14 protein-coding genes are annotated in these 21018 nt (G+C 45.3%); 2 read left to right on the forward strand and 12 right to left on the reverse strand.

Translation table 11 applies throughout. The features are described 5' to 3' along the window. Positions 1 to 47: 47 nt before the first annotated feature. From RA178_RS12685 to RA178_RS12730, 12 genes are all read right to left on the reverse strand, one after another. Positions 48 to 2708, reverse strand: coding sequence for an ATP-binding protein (locus RA178_RS12685; protein WP_105252301.1), 2661 nt, complete (start codon positions 2706 to 2708; stop codon positions 48 to 50). Positions 2709 to 2710: 2 nt separating this feature from the next. Beyond that, positions 2711 to 3472: a TorF family putative porin gene (locus RA178_RS12690; RefSeq protein WP_263166409.1), complete on the reverse strand. Its 762-nt coding sequence runs from the start codon at positions 3470 to 3472 to the stop codon at positions 2711 to 2713. Positions 3473 to 3506: 34 nt separating this feature from the next. Further along, positions 3507 to 4106, reverse strand: a complete 600-nt coding sequence (gene kdpC / locus RA178_RS12695; protein WP_168824074.1) for a potassium-transporting ATPase subunit KdpC — start codon at positions 4104 to 4106, stop codon at positions 3507 to 3509. Between the two features lie 9 nt (positions 4107 to 4115). Next, positions 4116 to 6134 carry a potassium-transporting ATPase subunit KdpB gene (gene kdpB, locus RA178_RS12700; protein WP_131525163.1) on the reverse strand — a complete coding sequence of 673 codons (2019 nt, stop codon included), beginning with the start codon at positions 6132 to 6134 and terminating at the stop codon, positions 4116 to 4118. 2 nt (positions 6135 to 6136) lie between these two features. Next, the gene (gene kdpA, locus RA178_RS12705; protein WP_131525162.1) at positions 6137 to 7861 is read right to left on the reverse strand and encodes a potassium-transporting ATPase subunit KdpA; all 1725 of its coding nucleotides are present in this window, start codon (positions 7859 to 7861) and stop codon (positions 6137 to 6139) included. 8 nt (positions 7862 to 7869) lie between these two features. Further along, on the reverse strand, positions 7870 to 7950 hold the full coding sequence (locus tag RA178_RS22160; protein WP_105252297.1) for a potassium-transporting ATPase subunit F: 81 nt from the start codon (positions 7948 to 7950) through the stop codon (positions 7870 to 7872). Between the two features lie 225 nt (positions 7951 to 8175). Beyond that, the gene (locus RA178_RS12710) at positions 8176 to 9174 is read right to left on the reverse strand and encodes an FAD:protein FMN transferase (RefSeq protein ID WP_306682101.1); all 999 of its coding nucleotides are present in this window, start codon (positions 9172 to 9174) and stop codon (positions 8176 to 8178) included. Positions 9175 to 9226: 52 nt separating this feature from the next. Then, the gene (locus RA178_RS12715) at positions 9227 to 10708 is read right to left on the reverse strand and encodes a TrkH family potassium uptake protein (RefSeq protein WP_306682103.1); all 1482 of its coding nucleotides are present in this window, start codon (positions 10706 to 10708) and stop codon (positions 9227 to 9229) included. Between the two features lie 113 nt (positions 10709 to 10821). Continuing rightward, positions 10822 to 11085, reverse strand: a complete 264-nt coding sequence (locus RA178_RS22165) for a DUF4118 domain-containing protein (protein WP_371135018.1) — start codon at positions 11083 to 11085, stop codon at positions 10822 to 10824. Positions 11086 to 11366: 281 nt separating this feature from the next. Further along, complete coding sequence (locus tag RA178_RS12720) at positions 11367 to 12527, reverse strand: trans-sulfuration enzyme family protein (RefSeq protein ID WP_219252676.1); 1161 nt, start codon at positions 12525 to 12527, stop codon at positions 11367 to 11369. Positions 12528 to 12545: 18 nt separating this feature from the next. Then, on the reverse strand, positions 12546 to 13550 hold the full coding sequence (locus RA178_RS12725) for an isopenicillin N synthase family dioxygenase (protein ID WP_113939536.1): 1005 nt from the start codon (positions 13548 to 13550) through the stop codon (positions 12546 to 12548). 386 nt (positions 13551 to 13936) lie between these two features. After that, positions 13937 to 14968, reverse strand: coding sequence for an isoaspartyl peptidase/L-asparaginase family protein (locus RA178_RS12730; RefSeq protein ID WP_263144772.1), 1032 nt, complete (start codon positions 14966 to 14968; stop codon positions 13937 to 13939). A 120-nt stretch (positions 14969 to 15088) separates the two neighbouring features. Here RA178_RS12730 and RA178_RS12735 point away from each other — a divergent pair, with 120 nt between their 5' ends. Further along, positions 15089 to 16939: an autotransporter assembly complex protein TamA gene (locus RA178_RS12735; protein ID WP_028760161.1), complete on the forward strand. Its 1851-nt coding sequence runs from the start codon at positions 15089 to 15091 to the stop codon at positions 16937 to 16939. After that, entirely contained in the window at positions 16936 to 20925 is a 3990-nt protein-coding gene (tamB, locus tag RA178_RS12740; protein ID WP_306682106.1) for an autotransporter assembly complex protein TamB, read from the forward strand. The genes RA178_RS12735 and tamB overlap by 4 nt, the downstream gene beginning before the upstream one ends. Positions 20926 to 21018 lie beyond the last annotated feature (93 nt).

Here is a 21018-nt window from a genome sequence, read left to right on the forward strand (position 1 = left end):
CTCTAGTCCATTCTGTGGTTTATTAAGGATATTTTGGCTGAAAATGATTAGCCAGGAACGGGATAGTCTAACGGCAATTCAACTTCAAAACGAGTACCTTGCCCCTGTAGGCAATCGGTAACGCGAACACTACCGCCGTGTGCAGCTATCATGCCTTTACAAATAGCCAGCCCCATACCTGTATTCTGTTTTTTCTGATCGCCATCGGCAACCACATAAAACATATCGAAAATTTGATCCCTATGACTGGCGGGAATCCCAGGCCCTCTGTCTTCAATGGCAATACAGCAACGGTGATTAGAAATGGTCAATTCAATACAAATAGGCTCTTCTGGTGGTGAAAATCGAACAGCATTCTCTAGAATGTTAAATAATCCTTGTTCAATCAGCGCCGCATGCACAAATAGGAGTGGGGGCTCTTTTTCTCTGTGATATTCAACGATTGCGTTAGGGAAATAACGTTTAAGCCTGCCAAGTACGCTGCCAATAATGTCATCTGCCGAAACCCAATCACGCTCTATGCTCAAAGTGCCATGACCCAGGCGTGTCATATCGAGTAGATTTTGGATATAGCTGTCCAAGCGACGGCTTTCTTGCAAAATAGTATCAAGTAGCTCGTTACGGTCGGCCTCTAGCAATTGTTTGTTCAATAGTTTTAAGCTCTCCGCCGCCCCCATCATGGCTGAGAGTGGTGATTTTAGATCGTGAGACACTGACGATAATAATGCGGAACGTAACTGCTCAATTTCTGTTTTCACCCGTGCCGATTCAAGATCTGACACTAACTGAATACGACGCCATGTATTAGCGCCTTGCTGTAACATGGCCAGAATAAGCTCTCTATCAAACGGACTGAGTTCGTTGACCGTGGGTTGCCAATCTAAAATCGCCGCGCCAATTGTCGTACCTTCAAGTTCAATGGGGAACACACTCACACCCGATGCGCTCAAGGTATCGCTCAAACGCCCCGCCGCTTGCCCATGGCGCAAGGTCCAATCGATTGCGGCTAAATCAAGGTCGTTAAATGGCGTATTCAGCAGCGGTAAATAGGATCGCTGACCGTCTTTACGCTGCAAAACAATATAACAATCGGCATTCACTGAACCAGCAATCTTGCGCCCTATCGTTTGCCAAAGGGCTTTTTCATCATCGGCGACCGATAATTCTTGGGCAACATCTTTTAAGGTTTCAGCATAACGATTTGACTCACGCAGTAAAATAAACTGATTTCGGATCCGAGATGCCGCAGGGCCACTGATAAGCCCTATACACATCAAAAAGATTAAAGTGGCAATATCATCCTGACTATTTACATTCATAGTAAATTTGGGATCAGTAAGAAAAAAATTAAAGCTGAAAAAAGACCACACCGCAGTTGCCATGGCAGGCCTAGCGCCATAGGTTAAGCCAATGCTGACAATCAAGAAAACATATAACAACACCAGATTGCCATTACTGAGCCAAGTATCTAAAAATGCCACCAGCGGAAAAATAACCACCACGCCAATCAGCCCAAGAATATGGCCTCGAAGATCACCAAAACTGGCTTTAGGCGTAATGGGATCTCGTACTTGCATTTGGTTTTCGGGTGCGTGATAGACACTCACCTCAACAGGTAAACCAGACTCAATCAAGCGTTGATACAGCCTTTTACGCCACCAAGGATAGGTGCGTTTCACACCCGCGCCGACTAATACTGTGTTAATTCGATGCAGGGCTATGTAAGGTAAAATGGCCTGATAACTGCTTGTGTCGCGTAATACTTCGGTCTGCGCGCCAAGTTCCTTCGCTAAGGCAAAGGCCTCATTTAGCCTTTTCCGCTGATAAAGGCCCAGCGCTTTGCCGGTATCGACCCAAAGCACTAACCAAGGAATTTGCCGCCGCTCGGCAATCTGCCGACCTATACGGATCAAATACTGATGATCACTGCTGTTACTCACTAAAACCAACAATCTGTCTTTGAGTACAAACTCTGTGCCGAGAGCCTTAGCATCTAGCTCGCAAATCAGTTTTGCATCGACTCGCTCTATGACTTTTTTCATTGCCAATTCGCGCAGTGCAGTCAAATTCGAGACCGAAAAAAAAGCATCTAAAGCCGAGCGAGCATACTCTGGCAGATAAACTTTGCCTTGCTGTAAGCGTTCGATGAGTGTTGATGGCGGTAAATCGACAAATATAATTTCATGGGCTTCATCAAGGAAGCGATCGGGTACAGTTTCCCGTACCCGCACTTGAGTAATTTGCAAAACCAGATCATTCAAACTGACCAAATGTTGGATATTGACTGTGGTATAGACATCAATGCCCGCAGCCAATAATTCTGCGACGTCTTGATAGCGCCGTTTATGGCGACTACCGGGGACATTCGTGTGGGCCAACTCATCGACTAAGATAAGCTTAGGCCGACGAAGCAGCGCCGCATCCAAATCGAATTCCGTTAAACGATTATGATGATAATCAATGGGTTTACGTGCCAATACCTCAAAACCCGCTACCATGGCCTCGGTATCGGCACGCCCATGGGTTTCCACCAGTCCAACCAGCAAATCGACACCTTGCTGGGCCATTTCCCTTGCCGCACTGAGCATTGCATAGGTCTTGCCCACGCCTGGTGCCGCCCCAAGAAAAACCGTCAGTTTGCCTTTATCATTTTGCTGTATCTGACTTAAGAGCGCATTGGCTTGCTGTGTTTGACTGATTGGTACCACGATTAGAAACTCCTTGAAAGACTCACTATCCAGCGCGCATCACACAGGGACTGGCACTGACTCTGCGATAAATCCGTATCGACATAACCGACACTCAACACATCCTGCTCAGTCATATTGAGGTTCAGCCCAACTCGCCAATCTAAATAGTGGCTATTGCTTGCGGCCATAGAACCTAAAAACAGTGCCATATCTTGCTGAGAAGCAAAAAAATTGCTCCCAAGATGCAGTACTAGACTTACATTAGAGAACAGTTGCGGCTCATAACTGGCATAAACATACTGAAAATCGTCCACATTCTCGCCAAAATAATCAGGAGAATAAACCAGCCCTAACTTAGCATCGGCGTAGCTTACCACAGCATAAATTTCGTTATAACTCAGGTCGGTATCGTCCTGAGAGTATTGGTAACGTATCACGCCTAGGTCCGTTGTTAAGCCATTATCCCAATCTTTAGCCCAGCCAGCGGACAAGTCGAGTTCTAAACTTCCATCCCCAAATTCGATGTTACTGCCCCAAAGCGAGCCATACCAGCCAGAATCATGGCTTAGGGTATACCCTGCTTGAACTGCAGGTCCTTCATCAGTTTGAGAAATACCGCGAAACGCATAATCACTGATGAGCATCACACTCCCTTGGCTCTGCCAAGAGGCATTGCCCCCATGAGTCTCAGTGCTGGCAAGCGCACCCATAGAGAGTGAAGATAATGCCATCATCACACCCGCACAGAGGCGTGAACAAGGAGCAGACTTAATCGGTAACATAAAAATTTATCCTTAAATTCAGTAGAATATTGTTTTATTGAGCGTGTTTAGCAATCTGGTCGAGAGCGAGGTTGAGCTTGAGTACATTGACGCGCGCTTGCCCAAAAATGCCCCACTGCGGTGGTTCGATAAATTGCGCCACTAAGGTCAACACTTGTGGTTCGGCTAACTGTCGAGCCTGAGCCACGCGCGCAACTTGCAGTTTGGCCGCTGCGGGTGAAATATGGGGATCCAGTCCCGCGCCCGATGTGGCGAGTAAATCCACAGGAATATCTGCGGCCTGAACGGATTCTCTGGCTTGGATTTCTTGGCTCGTTGCCATCACACGTTCACGTAACGCCGGGTTACTCGGTGCAAGATTACTACCACCTGTCGCCATAGGGTCGTAACCGACAGCGCTCGGCCGACTAAAAAAATAGGCTGGATTAACAAAGGGCTGAGCGATGAACTCAGAACCCATCGCGACATTATCCCTGTGGATCACACTGCCCTTAGCTTGTACGGGAAATAAAGCGCCACCGAGCTGAGTCACAGTGCCGGTATAGACAACGCCACACACAAATAACAGGGCGAGACTGGCTCTCAATCCCATAACGGCATGCTGGGTTTTAGTGGTATATACGATTGAATTCATTACTGTCTCCTAGAGCATAAGGGCAATGATTGAGTCGAGTGCTTTAATGCCGACAAAGGGTAAAATCACCCCACCTAAGCCATAAATCAGCATGTTATTTCGCAGTAATTTTTCGGCACTTATGGGTCTGAGTTTGATGCCTTTTAATGCCAATGGAATTAAGGCGGGAATGATAAGAGCGTTAAATACGAGCGCTGCGAGTACGGCTGAGGTTGGGCTGTGAAGCTGCATCAGATCCAGTGCACCAATCGCAGGCAAAGCCCCCGCAAATACCGCAGGAATAATGGCAAAATATTTAGCCACATCATTAGAGAGAGAAAATGTAGTCAAGGCGCCGCGGGTGATCAGCAATTGTTTTCCGACTTCAACGATTGCCAGTAATTTAGTGGGATCTGAATCCAAGTCCACCATATTGCCAGCTTCTTTAGCGGCTTGGGTACCTGAGTTCATCGCAAGACCTACATCGGCCTGCGCTAATGCCGGCGCATCGTTAGTGCCATCCCCCACCATAGCCACTAATCGACCTTTGGCCTGCTCTGCGCGAATAAGGGCAAGTTTATCCTCAGGTTTAGCTTCAGCGACAAAATCATCGACCCCAGCTTCGGCGGCAATCACGCCAGCCGTTAGCGGATTATCCCCTGTCACCATGATGGTCCGCACACCGAGCGCTCTTAAACGGGCAAACCGCTCCGCAACGCCTGGCTTAATCACGTCACTTAAGGCTATAACCCCTAAAATGTGCGTGCCACTGGCGACGACTAAGGGAGTGCCCCCTTGCAAAGCCACTTTACGGATAAGCGCGTTAACAGATTCAGGCCAGTGAATTTGATGCTGCTGCGCCCAAAACTGCATCGCATCACCAGCACCTTTAATGCCTTGAATACCATCGGTTAAAATGACCCCAGAAACCCGAGTCTCCGGCGTAAATGGGATAAAAGTCGCATCCGTAGGTTTGACAGGTAACACCGCGCCCAAATCTATGGCCAATTTGAGTACAGATTTCCCTTCTGGGGTGGGGTCATCGAGGGAAGAAAGCACCGCCGCATCACGCAACATCTCAGCTGCAATGCCTTTCACGGGTAAAAATGCGGTCGCTTGACGATCACCGAAAGTGATAGTGCCAGTTTTATCCAGCAGTAACGTATCGATATCCCCCGCAACTTCCACGGCTTTACCCGATTTAGCGACCACATTGGCGGCTAAGGCGCGGTTCATACCTGCAATACCAATAGCGGGTAACAGGCCACCAATCGTCGTTGGGATCAAACACACTAACAGCGCAATTAACATAGTGTAATCAAGGCTTGCACCGACGAAACCCGCCATGGGTGGCAAAGTCACCACCACGATAAGGAAAACCGCAGTCAATGATGCAAGTAGCACAGTCAACGCCGTTTCGTTCGGTGTTTTCTGACGCTTCGCCCCTTCGACCAGCCCTATCATACGATCTAAAAAGCTATTCCCAGGATCGTTGGCAACCAGCACGGTAATTTCACCCGTAAGTACCTTAGTGCCGCCAATCACACCGGAATGATCTGTGCCTGCTTCACGCAGCACAGCCGCAGATTCACCGGTAATCGCCGATTCGTTGATAGTGGCTATCCCTTCAATGATTTCACCATCGGCAGGAATATAATCACCCTGTAAAACCTTCACCTTATCGCCTTTGACAAGCAAAGTTGCGGATACTGATTCCAACTCACCGTGGCGTATGCGCCGAGCCTGCAAGGCCTCTTTCGCCGACTTTAAGCTAGCAGCTTGTCCGCGCCCCCTTGCCTCTGCCACGGATTCCGCAAAGTTAGAAAACCACACGGTAAGCAAAAGAATAAGGGTCGTGGCTAGCTCAAAACCAACAGTCTCGCCATTGAAGAACTTTTGTCCTGTGATCAAAGCGGCAAGTAAAGCGCCGACCATCACTACGAACATCACAGGGTTACCAGCCATACTCACTAAGGACATTTTCTTTACAGCACCGAAGGCAGCTTGCTTCACGCCGGCGCTATCTAATATTTGAGCAGGTTTATGCATGACTATTTCTCCAGACTCATAGTGGCAAGTTCTAAAGCTTCGCCAATAGGCCCTAATACCGCCGCAGGTAAGAAAGACAGGAAGTTAATGATTAAAATCACAGCAATAAGGGTGAAACAAAAGGTGGGACTCTCGAGCTTCAAGCTCGCGTTACTGTCGGGGCTCACTCTTTTACTCGACATCATCCCCGCAATCGCCAGCGGTAAAAACAGTGGCAAGTATCGACCAAGCAGTAAGGCGATAACGCAGCTGATATTCCACCAAGGCGTGTTATCACCTAAGCCTTCAAAACCCGAACCGTTATTAGCAAAAGCGGAGGTATATTCATAAAAGACTTGCGAAATCCCATGAAAGCCGGGGTTACTGTTGCCCGTAATACTCGGGATAGCCACAGTGATTGCCGTCAAACCTAAGACGCACAAGGTAGGTAAAACTAATAGACTTCCCAAAAGGGTGATTTCACGGGTTTCGAGCTTACGACCAAATATCTCTGGCGTACGGCCAATCATCAATCCCGATAAGAAAACAGCAATCCACACATAAACGATAAAGTTAACAAAACCGCAGCCAATACCGCCCCATATCGCATTGAGTAACATGCCTGATCGCGTCATCAATCCTCCGATTGGATTGAATGAATCGTGCATGGCATTGACCGAACCGTTAGAGGTTTGTGTGGTAAAAGAAGCCCATAGCGCCGAAAGCTCAGGTCCAAAGCGAACTTCTTTACCCTCCATATTAGGCCCTTGGGCGCTTAATCCCGCAAAGGCGGCGTTGGGTTGCAACTCGCTGTACACAGTTGCCCCAAGAAAACTGACGCTCAATAAACCCATAGCAACCAGAGCCATCAAGGTAAATTTTTTGCGTCTTAGCATTCCGCCAGCCATAAAGACGACGGCCATAGGGATCAGCACTAAGGCAATGGTCTCGATTGCATTACTGACTGGCGTTGGGTTTTCAAGCGGGTTACTACTGTTGGGGCCATACCAGCCCCCGCCATTAGTGCCTAACTGCTTGATGGCCACCATAGAAGCAACGGGGCCGATCGGAACGACCTGCTCAGTGATAGGTGATGCAGAATCTAAGGTGTTTACTTTTTGCGCACCGTCAAAACTACTCGGTACGCCTTGCCAAGTCAGTAACAGCGCCACAATAGCCGCTAATGGCAGCATAAGTCTGAGCACACCGCGCACTAAGTCAACATAATAGTTACCCAGATTTCGAGCCTCACCCTCTTTGGCGCTGTCATTATTCAACCCACCTAACATTCCCCGCAAAATCGCCACACAAACCGCCAGCGCCATGGCTGGCGTGACAAATTGCAGCGTGACAATGACAAATCCTTGGGATAGATAACTGAGCTGAGCCTGCCCGGAATAATGCTGTTGATTGGTATTGGTAAGGAATGACACCGCAGTGTGCAAAGCCAGATCCCAAGATAATGGTCCTATGCCATCGGGGTTAAGCGGTAACACATGTTGGAATTTAAGGATAAGAAATGCCAAAATGCCAAGTACCAAGTTGCTGATAAGAAACGCCGCACCATAGGATTTCCATGTCATCCCCGAATGGGCATTTACGCCTATAGCCCGATAAATCCACTTTTCAATGGGATTAAATAAACGATCTGAAAAATGGGACTGACCAGAGAAAACCCCTGTCATATAGGATCCCAACAGCCATGCGAGCCCAAGCGCAGTAGTAAAAATAAGGGTAATTTCAAACATAACGACTCCTAAAACTTATTAGGGGCAAACATTGCCACTGCTAAGTAGATGAAAAGTGCTATGGAAAGTATTAGAAATATCCAGTCCATATAATTTGTCCTTAAGAAAGTGAGTAACAGGACAAATATATGAATTAACCGCGTAAAGTCTCTAGAGTTCAAATGACTAATCCCGTAAAGAATACGTAAAAGTCATCATAATCAGTGGTAAATAAGGCCACAATAAACCATGGCATTAGCTATAAAAGTAAAATAAAAATGCCAGCTAGAAATACTAACTGGCATTAACACATGACCAAGCGATGATATTGTAGATTAATTAAGCTCTATATTTTTCATTTTATTATAGCTATCAGTCTTAATCTCTTTAAGTACACCTTTATTGTCATCAATAAATAATGCTTTTATATCATTCTGATTAGCGACGACTAATCCTTCTTGACTTCCTAAACATAATAGCGCTGTAGACCAAGCATCAGCTCTAGCCGGATCCGTTGCCAATACAGTTACAGATACTGTGTTATGGGTTACGGGTTTACCGGTTCGCGCATCAAGAATATGTGAATAACGCTGCCCTAAATGATCAAAATAATGACGATATGTACCCGATGTCATGATCGCTTGAGGGAAATCAATAAGCAGAACCTTTTGCATTGTTCGCTGTTCGGGCAGCGGTTTTTCAATCGCGATTCTCCAAGCAGAACCATCGAGCTTACTGCCGTGTACGAACATTTCGCCGCCAATCTCTACCAAATAATTATCGATATTGTATCGCTTTAGCACATCTGCAACTTTGCCTACGCTATATCCCTGTCCAATCGAAGATAAATCAAGATGTACCTCTGGCAAATCTTTAGTTAACATTTGATTATCAATACTTAAATGATGCAAGCCTACATAGGTTAATGTCTGTTGAAGTGCACTTTCTGTAGGAATGGTTAATTGGTTATGGGTAAATCCCCACAAATCGAATAATGGTTTAATGGTCAAATCATAACAACCCTCCGTTTTTGAAGTGACCTCCTTGGCTATCCCTATGAGCCCTAAAATATCATCCCCGACCGCCATAGCAGAGTGCATACTGTTAAAACGAGAAATCACTGAATCTGAACGATAAGTAGACATATGAAGATCTATTTCTGCCAATTGCCGCTCAATCTCGCGATTTATCTCTGTACTATTTAACTTGTCTTTACTCCAAAATGTCACATGCCAACTCGTCCCCTGCGCAAGGCCTTCTAACTTGGTATACACTGATGATTTCTGACACCCTACTAGCATAATGAGTAATATACATCTCAATAACCATTTCATTTACTGACCCTCCCAGTCAATTCGACAAATCAACCATAAAATACACTTAAAATTAAAATCGCCAGAATGCCCGTGAGAAAATGATGAGTACAGGAAATATTTCTAATCGCCCAAAAAGCATAGCGACACACATCAGCCATTTAGCCGCATCTTTTAACGTGCCAAATCCAGATGCAGTGTCACCATAACCAATTCCCATATTATTAATGCACGCAGCGACGGTTCCAAAGGCGGTGGCAAAATCATGTCCAATGGCGACCAATCCCCATACAAAAACGCAAGTAAAAAATATGTACAGGAAAAATAATCCCCATACTGAACGAATGACTCTGTCTGAAACGACTTGGCCACTGATCTTTGTCGTTAAAATGGCATTAGGATGAACCAATTGATGAATTTCTCGGATCCCTTGACGGTACAAAAGTAAAAATCTGACAGCTTTAATACCGCCACAAGTAGAACCAAAGCATCCACCAAAAAAGCTCGCGCCTAATAATAAAAGCACAATATGACTGGGCCAATTAGGATAACCTGCAGAGCCTAATCCATTGTCCGTCATAACTGAAACTGTTTGAAAAAATCCATGTACCAATGAATCTTTAATATCAAAAGTTTGAGTACGATTCAGCTCTAAACAAGCGATCCCAACAACGATAGATAATATGAGAATAAAAAATCGAACCTCCGCATTATACCAAATAGGCTTGAAGCTTCGTCGAACTAATACTGTGTAGTATAAGGCGAAATTGATTGCTGCCAGTATTGAAAACACACCACCCACAAGCTCAATTGCAGCACTGTTATAATATCCTAAGCTGTCACTATGTGTAGAAAACCCACCCAATGAAACGGTAGATAGACTATGACATATGGCATTAAACCAATTCATTCCTGCAAGTTTATAAGCAACTGCACAACCTAAGGCAAGTACGCTATAAAGCCCCCATAAATTTCGAGCCGTATCCGCAAGGCGAGGCGTCATCTTTTCCTCTTTCATGGGACCTGGCATCTCAGACTGATATAATTTTGCGCCACCAATACCAAGAAATGGCATAATTGCAACGGCCAAAACAATTATCCCTAACCCACCGAGGAAATTAAGCTGTGCTCGATAAAATAAAATCGATTTAGGTAGTTCATCAATATCTGAAAAAATCGAGGCTCCAGTCGTCGTAATGCCAGACACACCTTCAAACATGGCATCGGTTAAACTCAAGTCCAATCGTCTATCAAGAAGAAAAGGTAATGCACTCATTAAGGAAAATATCAGCCAAAATAAACAAGCGACCATGAAGCCATCACGTTTTTGCAGATTTTTATTTTCCTCACTTGTCATCTTCCAACCGACCACACCAATAAAAAAGGAAAGAAGGAATGTGATTAAAAATGGAGTGATATATCCATCTTTATAAAATAATGCAACAGCGATAGGCATCAACATGGTGAAGCTATATATGACAATCAAAAAGCTACATAGATGAATTATGGTATGAAATCGAGAGCTAGATTTCTGTATTCCACTGACTGCAATCATTCCAACTCACCTTTAGATATTTATCGTGAAAGACTTAATGAATAATTTATTAGGTATCATAAAATACGAGCGCTCACGTCCTGTTCTAAAATTATATGCAATCGATAACAGAGTTAGGTTAGGAAATAGATCGTCCCTAATACTCTTTGTTGTCGTCTAAGGTGGATTGCAAGTTGACTTATCGTCGCGACAATGGCTATGACAATAAAAGCGATTAGATTGATAAAAACAGCCACATCTATCATTGGGAGAGAATAATAAGGAGCGTTAAATAAAAAATAAACACGAATAGCTTCAACAAATACAGCCATATACGTATATTGAAAACAACATTGAAGTGTAATCATAACGACAACGAGTTGGAGTACAATAATAATGCTTTAGATGACACCCTCCAAGAGGGTAAATACAAGCAAATAGCGAGTAGGCACTCAGAAATAAAGCTCAACCTAACAGAGAGTTTAAAAACACTTAGTTTGTCCATCAAAATGTAAGTCGTTATGTCATACAGATTTTCACTTTAACAGACGAAAACAATTCTGACGCGTAAAAAAAACGTAAAAAAATACGGAAATTAACTTTAGATAGACGAAATTAATAACATTATACTTTTGAAATCCCCAATCAATTTAACTGGGGATGGCTAGTATCAATATGCTTAAATGGCTAAGGCTTGCTCAAGATCGGCAATCAAATCTTGAGGATCTTCGACGCCAATGCTCAATCTAATCAGGTTGTCATTCACCCCTGAAGCTAGCCGACTCGTGGCATCCATAGCGGCATGGGTGGTACTAGCGGGGTGGCAAGCAAGGCTCTCTAAGTCGCCTAAACTGACCGCTTGGGTAAACAAATTCAAATGATCTAAAAACTGCGCCGCTCGATTAAAGCCCCCTTCGAGCTCAATACTCACCATACCGCCAAAGGCGTTGATGGTTTCACTCAGAACTTGATGACCTTGATCCTCTGCTAGCCCTGGGTAATAAACTTTTGCAACGCTCGGATGGGTTGCAAGAAAAGCGGCGACCTTAGCCGCGCCCGCAAGATGAGCATCCATTCTAAGTGCTAAGGTACGTAAGCCTCGCTGTAATAAATAGGCTTCCTGTGGCCCAATCGCAGCGCCGATATGTTTAAGCGCTATAGTGCGAATAGGTTGCATTAATGCCTTAGGTCCAGCGACAACACCTGCGATTAAATCGCCATGGCCACTTAAATACTTAGTGGCACTGTGCATCACGATATCAATGCCATGTTCCAGCGGTTTGAATAAATACGGGGTTAAAAACGTATTATCACAAATGGTTATAGCGCCCACTTTTTCGGCGGCAAGCTTAACCTTACGGTAGTCACTGACTTTTAAGGTCGGATTGGTGATGGGCTCAAATAAAATAATTTTTGTTTCGGCGGTAATCTCTGCCAATAAATGATCATCATCTTGATAACGGCGCACAGTAATACCCGCGCGGGTTAACGTTTGGATTAAAAATGCCGCAGTGCCACCGTATACGGGGTCGATAAATGCGATTTCATCACCTTGACTGGCTAAAGCATAGAAAATACTGCTGATTGCCGCCATCCCACTCGCAACAACGAGTGCTTCATCAGCCCCTTCCAGTTGTGCTAATTGATATTCAAGCGCCTGCACTGTCGGATTCGCCATGCGACTGTAGATAAAGCCCGGTTGCTCACCTGCAAAACGGGCTCGACCATCCTCGGCACTACCGTAGGCGAAGGTGCTACTTTGATAGATAGGAGTTGTAAGAGCGCCCGTCGAGTTATCAGCGGCATAATGGGTGTGAAGTAATTTAGTTTTAAATTGCATAATAGATCCTAATAACCATTAAATGGCATGAGCGAATGAGGCGTAATGCGCTTGAGCAACGTCGGGATGAGAGCGTAAACGCCCTTTTAATACGTTCTGGCCCACTTGGTGGAAAAGTGGATTTAATGGATCGCTTGCCGGTCCTTGAGCTTGGTTCGCCAGATGCTTTGGCAAAGGTAACAAAGGGACTGTCGCATTCAACTGCGCCGCCATAAAAAAGGCGCACGAGTAGCGCTCGACCCCAGCAGGCGGGCTAGTAACCCTATGGTTGGTTGCCTTTAAATACCCATTAGAAGCCAACTCAAGTAATTCACCTATATTCACCACAAAGGCATCTTCTAATGGCGGTATGCTTAACCAACCGTTGTCAGTCTGAACCTCTAAACCGGATTGTTTATCTTGCAGCACTAAGGTCAAATAGCCAGGATCTTTGTGTGCCCCTACGCCTTGGCCAGAAGTCTGTCCATCCGCGCTGGGATAGCGAATAAGCTTCATATGCTGATAAGGACCCGCTTCGATCGTGGCATCAAAGGCGCTTTCTGGCTGCTCTAGCGCAACAGCTAAAGCCCTCAATAGTGTGACACTGGTATCGGCTAAATCCTGTTGCCATGCCAATAAAGTCGATTTCATCTGTGGTAATTGTGACGGCCATTGATTAGGCCCCTGTAGCTGCCACCATATAGGCACATCAGACTGCTGAGGGTTAGCCACTTCTTCTTGCATGATATCAAACTGTTCCCGCAAGTCCGGTTTCCCTAAGGTCAATTCACCTTGCAAACGGGTATAACCGCGAAAATGCGGTGTATTGGCCATTTTCACCGCAAGTTTATCTACGACGGGCAGCGCAAAGAAATCTGCCGCTAACTGAAGTACTTGCTGCTGTCTAGCAAGCTCAATGCCGTGGCCTGTGAGATAGAAAAACCCTATTCTTCTGGCAGCATCGGCAAGCTTAGTAATAAAAGCGTTACGACGTTGTCCACCGGCATGCCAATCACTTAAATTCAATATCGGTAATTGTTCCATCAATGACTCCCATTTAATGCATTGTCTGAGCCGGATTCTATGCCTTTATGGGTCGATGGATAATGAATTAATAACTATTTGATATATTAAACAGTAATAATAGATCGTTTAGATATATATACATCTAGGCTTCTATACTGCTAGATTTGAATTTTAAAGGTTAAACAGCGGTAATTATTAGGCCAACTCAAACCGCACCACTCAGATAAACATCATAAGCCATACTGCTTAATGATCTTTATCTGGTTATTTTTCAATATATTAGTACAATTAGGATATAAAAATAAAAGCGAGTCCACTTTTGCGGCACTCGCTTTTTAAGGTTTCGAAGTTTTAACGTTTCTAAGTCATGTTAGTTATAAACCTAGATGCTTCTACAAATGACATTATTGATCATGCCAAATTAGCACTTGGGCTGGCTCACCATTACTACGGGTGGCGCGGTACATACCTTCGGTATTAAATGGCGTAGCAATATTGCCACGCTGATCGACTGCAATCACACCACCCGAACCGCCAGCAGTGATAAGACGTTGATTAATAACTTCATCTGCTGCCTGAATGATAGATTTTTGCTGATATTTCACCTTGGCACAAATATCCCCCGCGACGAGGTAACGGATAAAGAATTCACCATGACCCGTTGCCGATACGGCACAAACACCGTTTTCAGCATAAGTGCCAGCACCGATGACAGGAGAGTCACCGATACGACCAAAGCGTTTTGCCGTCATACCACCGGTCGATGTACCTGCAGCTAAGTTACCCTTTTTATCTAAGGCGACAGCACCAACGGTACCAAATTTGTAATCGAGGTCCTTCATCTCAACATTAGCAACTTGTTCAGATTTAGCCGCAACTTGCAGTTTTTGCCGTGCATCGAGTAATTGCTGATAACGCTCGTCAGTATCAAAATGATGATTTGGCACTAAAGTAAAGCCTTGAGTCAGGGCAAATTCTTCTGCTCCTGCCCCCGAGAGCATCACGTGCTCAGATTTATTCATCACGGCCAAGGCTAAGTCAATTGGATTGGCAATATGACGCACTCCAGCAACAGCACCGGCATTCATGGTTTTGCCATCCATAATAGAGGCATCTAATTCATGTCCGCCGTCATAGGTATAAACCGCGCCTATACCAGCATTAAACAGAGCACTATTTTCAAGGATATTAATTGCGGTTTGTACTGCCACTAAGCTGTCACCGCCCTCCTCTAAGACTTTTGAGCCTTTATCGACCGCTTCCTTTAACTTATCTTTGTAGGCTTGGCGTTGTTCAGGGGTGAGATTAGCTTTAGAAATCGTCCCCGCACCGCCATGGATCGCAATGGCGAACGGTTTATCATTGGCAAAGGTGTTATGTGACATAAAAAGTAGGCCCGAAATAATTAAACTAAAGGTGGCTAATTTTGTTTTCATTCTTTACATCCCCTTAAAAAGTAGCGTCCTTTGTAACCATTTCATCGTGTAATTTCAATCATCTCCTTGCCTGTTGGTTTTATTCTGGCGACAATGATGCCAAATCACAGGGACTATAAAGTGCAGCCATTTTTGCAAATCACCTCACATTACATTCGTCTTTGCTTGTTTCTGAGTCTGATTTCAGTCACATCAGTCGCGGCAGCAGATGATTTTATCAAATTATCTGTTACAGGCGTGAATGAAGCGCTTCGAAGCAACATAGTTGCTCACTTAGGCGCTTTACCTGAATCTGAGGTGCAGCGCCGTGCCTTTTTGTTTAATGTCGATGACAATATCAGCACCGCCTTAGAATCCATGGGCTACTATCACGGTGAAGTAGAAGAAAAGCTGATTGAGCATGACAAGGGACCGTGGGAATTAAAACTTGAAATCAGCCCCGGCGAGCCAACCATTGTTCAGTGGGTCGATATTAATTTTAGTGGTGAAATGCTTGATGACCGAGCCTTCGATCAATGGCTCGCAAAGGTCAACATTAAACCCGGCGATGTGTTAAATCACGGTGTTTACAGCGACGTAAAATCGCAACTGGTCACCTTAGCCTTGGCACGAGGTTACTTCGATGGCGAATTTACTGAATCACAAATTAAAGTTAACCGCGATATTAATACCGCACAGGTAAGTTTGCATTTTGATTCAGGCAAACGTTACCGATTTGGCCAAGTCAGTTTCGATGGCCATAACTTAGAACCCGATATATTAGAGGATCTTATCCCCTTTAAAGAAGGTGCTTCATACTCAACTCGCCGTGTAAGCGCCTTGAATCGTCAGTTATTAGATACTGGTTATTTCGCCAATATCAAAGTGATCCCGCAAATCGATAACGTCGAAGATAACCATATTCCAATGCGAGTCGAATTAACACCTAAGGCAAGTCACGCAATTGAACTCGGTTTTGGTGGTGATATTGGCAAAACAGATCAAGCCTTTGATCCGAGGGTGCGCGTGACTTGGCGTACACCACAAATCAATAAATACGGGCATTCCCAAGAAACCAGTCTCGAATGGTCGCCCGATAGACCAAAGTTATTAACCACTTATACGATTCCGCTCACGCATCCCTTAGACGATCAATTGAAGATCCGCCTCGGTTTGCTGCGGGACAAATACGGTGTGACTCAGGTATATGATGCCGAGAATCGTGATTTTAGTAACACAGGCCAGCTCGAGTCGACTAAGTACCTTCTGGGACTATTACGTCAGCAAAGACTAGAAAATCAATGGCTAATGAGTTATTCGTTGGAGGCCATACGCGAAGAATATACTCAGTCTGACGTCGATTATATGCCGTCGTTTTATCTGGCAGGAATTAACTTTTCTCGGACTAGCCGGGGTGATAACTCACTGGATCCTAAATCCGGGTTTAGACAAATTTACAGCCTAGACTATGCCGATCCCTATTTAGGATCAGAAACCCGCCTAGCCCGCTTGCAAGCTAAATTTAAATGGATTGATACCTTCTTCGATAACCACAGAATCGTCGCTCGTATTGATTTAGCTGCCAACTTAGCTAACGAGAATGATCTTGCCTCTATCCCACCATCACTACGCTATTTTGCCGGTGGCGATCAGAGTGTCCGAGGTTATGGTTATCAAGAACTCGGCCCCTATTTAGACTATGTTGCTGACGATGGAAAAACCAATCGCGAGGTTATCGGTGGCCGCTATTTAATGGTTGGTAGTTTGGAATATCAATATTATGTGACACCCACTTGGCGGGTCGGTACATTTATCGATGCGGGTAACGCCTTCGATAATAATCAATTTGAACCTGTCGTCTCTGTCGGTGGCGGTATCCATTGGATCTCCCCGATTGGTCCAATCAAATTAGATTTAGGGGTCGGATTGAAAGAAACTGAGACCATTGAAAGATCATGGCGAATTCACCTAACCATGGGGACAGATCTATGAGCCAGCCCCCAGAGCATAATAAGCCAAGCGAACAAGATATCGTTGATAATCCCATCATTGAAGCCAATGAAGCCGAAGCCACTGAAACCATAGTGACCTCTGTCACCCCATCGGTGTCATTCATTCAAAGACTGTGGCGGCAGTTCAAACTCTGGACTCGGATTATTATCTATGTGCCATTAGGGCTTTTAGTGTTAATCGCCCTATTACTCGGCACTGAATTTGGCTCGCGCATTACCGTGGGTTTAGCCGATCAATTTGTACCCGATCTTGAACTGACTTATACCTCTGGTTCCATTAACAAAGACTTAGCCCTATCACACGCGGCTTGGTCTATGGCCGGAATGAACGTGCAACTTGAGGATCTGCATTTACTGTGGCAACCCGCCTGTTTACTGCAAAAACGCTTATGCGTGAATAGCTTATCTGCGGCTAAAGTCAATGTCACTATTGATACCCTAGCGCTTTCTGCAGACTCAAACGAAGCACCTGTCGCACCACTTGATGAAGAACCCAGCGAGCTCCTATTACCCTTTGATATTGTTTTAGATTCTGCTGAACTCAATGGCGTTAATATCCAAGTGGATGATATGCAATTTACCGCTAATCGTCTTAACGCAGAAGCACAATGGTTTACCGAAGGTTTGTCGGTTAAACAGCTATCCAGCGAAGGATTATTAGTACTGATCCCTGCATCAACCGATGTAGCAACGCAAACTAGCACGGCAGCGGTAACGAATGCAGCAGATCCCAGCACTGCCGCGGGAAAAACACCGACACCATCGGCCAGTCCGTCGCTAACAAAAGAGGCTGAATGGGCTTTAGCACAATTGCCACAAGTATTTATGCCTTTCCCTGTGACAGTCAATGCCCTAACGTTAGACAACACCACACTGCAAATCGGCGATCGTAAAGATGTTTTTGGCCATGCAGAACTACAAGGCAGTTTCCGTGAATACCAATTGACCTTAGACCATCTTGCCATCAGCCACACCGATGGCAGCGTCGATATCACTGGCAGCCTAACACTTGATAAAGATTATCCACTCGATTTAGAGGCAAATCTCACCCTTAACCAACTAGTCGAATTGCCAGATCTCACTCATCAAGTATTAACGTTAAAGCTGAGCCAAAGTTTAGGGCAACTTCAGGTGAATGCCGTCGCCAAGGGCGATGCCGACTTTACACTAGATGGCCAAATAACACTGCAAGACCCTAACCTGCCCTACAAGGTGAAACTTGAACAAACACGGCTTCAGTGGCCACTGAAGAACCCTGAATACTCGGTAAGCAATGCCACACTCGATAGCCAAGGCGACCTTAATCGGCAAGAGGCGAGTCTTACTGGCCAACTGATCACACCCTTTCACAAAGTGCTCGACATAGACACTGACATCCAACATCAAGATGCTAAGTTAACCATCAATAATCTTGATGTAATGGGCGCGATTGGTAAGGTCAAGCTCACGGGCGAACTCGATTATCAAAAAGCCATTAGCTGGAACGCCAATCTCTGGATCAATGACGTCAAATTACAAGAAATACAGCTGCCACAAACGGATACAGCGCAAAGTACAACGGGTTTACCGGACAGTTTGATTTCAGGAAAATTACGCACTAAAGGCTCATTTGCAGACCCCCGTTGGCAAGTATCCCTGAGCGATACTGAGCTCACTGGCACTTTGCAAGGTTATCCCTTCGACATTACAGGGGATATCAGTGTGAATGACTCCCTGTATATCAGTGCTAAAGGGCTGAACGCCAAAGTACTAGGTTCAACTCTGGCACTCAAAGGCGAAGCCAATGCCAACTGGGATCTCCAAGGTGAATTACAAGTGCCCGACTTTGGCCTGTGGTTACCTAAGGCCAGCGGCCAACTACAGGCGCAGATCAATGTCACTGGTGACGAGAAACACCCCCAGGTCGAGCTTACTGCGCAGCTGGCAGAACTTTACTATCAAAACATTAAACTGCAGGAATCTAATTTAAAGGCCTATTACAAGCCGCTAGATCAACATGAGTTTGCTATCTCGCTAAAATCAAAAACCTTGCAGATTGCAGAACAAAATTTAGATACAGTGACACTCGGGGCGAAAGGTACCATTAACGCTCAAAAACTCACTCTCAACGCCACGGGCGATCTTGGGCTCGATGCAACGATGAGCAGCCAATACGATGTGAAGAAGTCACGACTACAGCTCGATGTTGATCGTTTAAATCTCAACACGCCCGTAGGCCTATGGCAGCTCGATAACACCATTAATCTGGCTTGGGACCAAATCAAGAATCAAGGCAGCATTACGCCCTTTTGCCTCATGAATCCCAATAGCCGTATCTGCCTAAACAGTAATACACCAATAGGTAAAAAAGGCAGCGCACAGGTGAGCTACTCAGGTAATCCAGGGCAATTACTTATCCCAATATTACCAACGAATATGCGTTGGAACGGCCATGCATCGCTATTAGCCAATGTTGCATGGGCTGCTGGCCGTAAGCCTACTGCCGATGTGAACTTTGATTTTGCTCCCGGCAGCATTATGCTCAAACGGGATAAAAATCGTGAAGTCACCATTAATTACCAAAACCTGTCATTAAAAGCGACCTTAGATGCAAAACGGCTGGCGACGGTTTTAGATTTTGAATCAGAAGGCGTGGCCAGTTGGCAGAGTGAGATTAACGTCAATGTCACACCCGATCGCACCCTGTCAGGTTATGCCAACATCAAGCAAATCAACTTGCAGCCACTTGGGGAGTTTTTCCCTCAATTAAATACAGTGCAAGGTTTGCTAACGAGTCAACTTAACTTTGCGGGTAGTCTAGATGCGCCCGAAGTATCGGGGAGCATGGCCTTAACTGAGGGCGCCTTAGCCCTAACAGCAAACCCAACATTAATCGACAAAATTGACATGTCGATGTCATTTGCGGGTCAACAAGCGCAGCTTAAGGGACGCTGGATGATGGGCAATGGTTTAGGCAGAGTGAATGGTCAACTGCAATGGCCCCAAGGTCAATTTAGTGGCGAGTTAGCCCTCGAAGGCGATAAGCTCGCCGTGATCCAACCGCCACTGGCTATTCTCGATGTCTCCCCCGAGATCAACTTAACCTTCAACAGTAAGCAACTGGCAGTAAAAGGAAAAATAGCAGTACCTTCTGGCAACATTAAAATTGTGCCATTAGCGGAAGGCGGTGTCGCAGCCTCCGAAGACGTGGTATTTGACGATTCCATTGCCGCCACTCAGCCTAAAACTAGCCCCTACGCCATCGTTGCAGATCTGAATATCAGTGTGGGGAACGAACTCAGAATTGATGGTATGGGTCTCAAAGGTAAACTCCAAGGGACCTTAAAGCTACAGCAGCAAGCTTTCCGTCCTCCTTTGCTCTTCGGTAATATCAAAGTCAATCAAGGTAGCTACAAGTTTATGGGTCAAACCCTAAAAATCCGTACTGGTGAAGTGCAATTTGTGGGGCCAACGTCATTACCAAACCTGAATATTGAAGCAATACGGGAAATTAAGACTGAAGACTTAGTGGCAGGTGTACGCGTCACAGGCACGCCATCACGCCCAGTGGTGACCTTATTCTCCAATCCAGCCAAAGAGCAGGCCGAAATCTTGTCTTACATTATCAAAGGCAGTGGCTTTAACAGCGCCAACAATGAGCAAAATAACTCGCTGATGATGGGGGCGGCACTCGGTTTAGGGTCACAGGTAGGCGGCGGCGCAATTAACAACTTAGGGAATACTGCGACAGGACTCATTGAAGAGTTTGGTTTCTCTAACGTGCAACTCGACACTAATGATGAAGGGCGTGTGGCGATCAGTGGCTTTATCGGCGATAACTTAATGGTGAAATACGGAGTAGGTGTATTTAACCCTGGTTACGAAATGACCGTCAGGTATTACTTGCTCTCACAACTCTATCTAGAAACCGTGTCAGGCACTTTAGGCCAATCACTTGATATCTATTACAACTTCAATATCAAGTAACCATATGAATACCAATATGAATACCAAAATATTGATACTACAAAATTAGCATCCAATCACTCTAGCCAAACAATCTCAAAATACGGGTTACAG

The sequence above is a fragment of the Shewanella oncorhynchi genome (genome assembly GCF_030848765.1).
GTDB classification, from domain to species: Bacteria; Pseudomonadota; Gammaproteobacteria; order Enterobacterales; family Shewanellaceae; genus Shewanella; species Shewanella oncorhynchi.